The sequence below is a fragment of the Candidatus Glomeribacter gigasporarum BEG34 genome, assembly GCF_000227585.1.
Taxonomy (GTDB): Bacteria; Pseudomonadota; Gammaproteobacteria; order Burkholderiales; family Burkholderiaceae; genus Glomeribacter; species Glomeribacter gigasporarum_B.
In genome coordinates this window covers 1-3,041 of sequence record NZ_CAFB01000085.1, presented here as the reverse complement: position 1 = coordinate 3,041, position 3,041 = coordinate 1, and the positions used below count along the sequence as shown (strand labels likewise).

General features: G+C 60.5%; 4 protein-coding genes and 1 pseudogene. All 5 read right to left on the bottom strand.

The window, feature by feature from the left end; all coding sequences use genetic code 11:
- Window positions 1–859: major capsid protein (locus tag CAGGBEG34_RS08785; RefSeq protein WP_042688466.1), on the bottom strand; the 859-nt coding region annotated here is incomplete at its 3' end.
- A 70-nt stretch (window positions 860–929) separates the two neighbouring features.
- On the bottom strand, window positions 930–1,340 hold the full coding sequence (locus CAGGBEG34_RS08780) for a head decoration protein (RefSeq protein ID WP_006683300.1): 411 nt from the start codon (window positions 1,338–1,340) through the stop codon (window positions 930–932).
- Window positions 1,337–1,999: a hypothetical protein gene (locus tag CAGGBEG34_RS11205; protein ID WP_006683299.1), complete on the bottom strand. Its 663-nt coding sequence runs from the start codon at window positions 1,997–1,999 to the stop codon at window positions 1,337–1,339. Before CAGGBEG34_RS11205 ends, CAGGBEG34_RS08780 begins: the two co-directional genes overlap by 4 nt.
- 19 nt (window positions 2,000–2,018) lie before the next feature.
- The gene (locus tag CAGGBEG34_RS08770; protein WP_006683298.1) at window positions 2,019–2,822 is read right to left on the bottom strand and encodes a S49 family peptidase; all 804 of its coding nucleotides are present in this window, start codon (window positions 2,820–2,822) and stop codon (window positions 2,019–2,021) included.
- A pseudogene (locus CAGGBEG34_RS08765) lies at window positions 2,822–3,041 on the bottom strand (phage portal protein); the annotation flags it as partial. The pseudogene CAGGBEG34_RS08765 and the gene CAGGBEG34_RS08770, both read right to left, overlap by 1 nt.

Sequence of the window (3,041 nt, the reverse complement as noted above, 5' to 3'; positions counted from 1 at the left end):
CGGTCATCAGCACCACGCCGTCGGGCAGCATCGGCTGCTCGATATTGTTTTCATCGACAAACCAATCGTTGTACAGCCACAGGTTGTATTGCCCCCAGCGGCCCTTGTGCACTGCGCCGCGCGCAATCTGCGCGCCAGGGTTAGCCGTATTGCCCGCTGAATTGAGCAGCGGGAAGATCAGCCCCGCCTGTTTAAAGAGCGGGTCTTTCATAAACGCCGCCCACGCCGCGGTCGTAAAGACGATATCGGTCGCCGCTGCGCCGGATTTCTTCAGAATCCACTGCTGCCATTCCTCCAGATGCTCGGCGGGCGTTTTGGTCGGCTTGGCCGCGTTCCATTTTTCTTTATCTGGCAGGACAAGGGTTAATTCCTGATCCCGTCTAAAATCCACCTCAACCGTCTCAAACCCCTCGCCGGCAATGCTCACCTTGCCGTAGAGCAGCGCTTGCGCGGCCATCCATTCAAGCCGCCTGTCCAGCATGTCAATCTGATCGCTCATTTCAAATTCGAGATTGGCCATCTCGCGCTCCGCGCCCGTTAATTCACCGCCAATACGCTCGCCAATCTGCCGACGAATCGGTTTGCGCAGATCAAGTACGCGCTTGTCCTTGATATACGCGGGTTTGAACGTATCTGTCCGGATGCGCCGTTGCTCCACCAGTTTGCCCTCAACGAACGGCGAGACGAACGGCGACATCCGGCGTTTCCCCACATCTACATCAATCGATACATATTCGGTATCGCTGACCACTAAATTCCGGAAGAAGGTATCGAGCAGAAATTTCTGCGCGTGTTTCAGATTCGGCACCACCTGAATCAGGACGTGGGTGTCGTAGATAAAATGCTCATTTGCAGTCATGGATCGCTCTCTTAAAATTGCGCTCAATAAAAAACCCCGCTTAAAGCGGGGTTCTGTTCAGTGCAACGGGTTAACTCGGGTCAGTGGCGCTCACTGGACATTTCAAAAAAATACTCACAGCGCGCAACAGCGGCTTGACTTCTTCTATTGTCCATCCGGTCTCGTTTGGCATATACAGCGCGTCCTGATTAAACTCGCCCATCAGATACACGCCCGCCGAGACGGGGGTATTGCGCGCGTCGGCCTCGTCCGCCAGAATCGCCACCGGTTGCTGCGAACCATCCTTCGCCGTCTTTTTGGACAACACATAAGCGCCATCCTCTCTGCGGCCCAACAGCGCGCCGCGCGGTAATTGGCCGGCGGCAAGCGTAATCGTTTCTGTGACCAGTTGCAGCGTGCCGGCGATCAGTTGATCGGGAATATAAAGATCGCTCCAAATGCCGGGCCGTTGGGGATTGCCGCCCATCGTTGACGTTGTCATCTTTGCTCCTGTTCAGTGGGTAAGCGTTCGCCGCGCGCTTTTCTGCCCGCAGCCAGAATGTGCGCCGCGAGTGTGCGCGCACCGTTGGGTTCAGCGCCTTCCACCCCGACGTTCGGGCTGGGAATCGTCGCCATCCGCTCCGCCAAATCCGCGCTGCGGCGCGGCGCGCCCGCGGCAATGGAGGCCAGTAGCGCAATCGCCTCGTCGCTCGGAAGGCTCGTCTGAAACGCCAGTTGCGCGGCAATCTCCGGACGGATGCCCGCCGCTGGACTTGCAAAGATCGCCTGCGCCCGCGCGCGTTCCAGTCTGCGCCCGCGCGCTTCGGCGTCTTCTTTTTTGCCTTCATCCGCCTTCGCGCGTTTGGCCTTCCGGCTGTCTTTCTTCTCGTCCGGCGCATCTTCGGCGTCTTCTTCTTCGTCCTCCACCTTCGCGCGCTTCGCTTTTTGGCTCTTTTTCTCTTCCTTCGGTGCCTCTTCGGCGGCGTCCTCGTCTTCCGCTTCTTTTTCTTCTTCCTCGTCTTCCGCGCTTTTTTCGTCCTCTTCATCCTCCGCGCGCTTGAGTTTTTTGGCGTCTGCTTCCTTTTCCGCCTGCGCGCGTTTGGGATAAATGCCCGCCAAATGTGCAAATTTCGCTGTGCAGGCGATGTCCGATGACTTCATTTCTTCTCCTTCCTAAGGGTTAATTAAACTGCCGCACCAATGCCTGATACGCCGCATCGGGGGGCAGCACCGCATCCGCCAGGCCCGCGTTTAAGCCCGCCGCGCCGAGATAAGTGGCCGCTTCGGTGTTGCGCACCGCCTGGGGCGAGAGTCCCCGATTGCGCGCGACCGTCTCAACAAACAGTTCGCCCATCGTCTCGATCTCCGCGTCCAGGCGTGCGCGTGCGTCCTCCGAGAGCGGCCGCGCCGGATGCCCGTCCGCCTTGCGCGCGCCATAGTTCAGCAGCGTGACGTTCAGGCCCGCGTCCCGCTGCGCCCTGGACACGTCCACATGCAGATAGAGAATGCCAATTGAGCCGGTTGTCCCGGTGCGCGGCACCGTCACCACATCCGCGCTGCTTGCCAGCGCATACGCCGCCGAGCATGCCTGCTCGTTCACCATCGCCCAGATCGGCTTCTCGCCGCGCGCTTCAAAAATCGCATCGGCCAGATCAAAGCAGCCCGCGACCATCCCGCCGGGCGAGTCGATATCGAGCGCCAGCGCATGCACTTCCGGGTCAGCCAGCGCCCTCCATATGTTCTGCCGGAGGCCGTCATAACCCGCCATCCCCCAGAACGACTGCAACACGCCGAGCTTGTGCATCAGCACGCCGTGGACGGGAATCAGCGCAACGCCGCCGATCACCGTGTAGCCCGCTTCCGCAGAGCGTGCCTGCATGTCTAACGTCAGCCCTGCGTCTGTGCGCGCGGCTGCCGCGATCAACGCCTGCGCCGCCGCGGGCCGCAACGCGAGCGGCGTGTTGAGCAGCGCCTGGAGTGCCATCAGACCGCCTGCGGTTTTTCAATCGTCTGTTGCGCAGGCAGAGGATGCAGCCCCGCCCAGCTCGGCGGCGTGAGGTTGCGCGACTCGAACGCCTTCACCTCGATCTGACGCTGATCCAGCATTTCTTCCCAATCCTCGCCCGCGTTCTCCGCCGCTTCCATCTCCAGCGTGGACAGGCCCGCATCCATGCCGAGCACCGCCCCCTGTTTTTCTGCGACC

Excerpts from the sequence above, each read along its gene's own strand:
- CAGGBEG34_RS11205 (WP_006683299.1), bottom strand. The coding sequence starts at position 1,999 with ATGAAGTCATCGGACATCGCCTGCACAGCGAAATTTGCACATTTGGCG.
- CAGGBEG34_RS08780 (WP_006683300.1), bottom strand. The coding sequence starts at position 1,340 with ATGACAACGTCAACGATGGGCGGCAATCCCCAACGGCCCGGCATTTGG.
- CAGGBEG34_RS08770 (WP_006683298.1), bottom strand. The coding sequence starts at position 2,822 with ATGGCACTCCAGGCGCTGCTCAACACGCCGCTCGCGTTGCGGCCCGCG.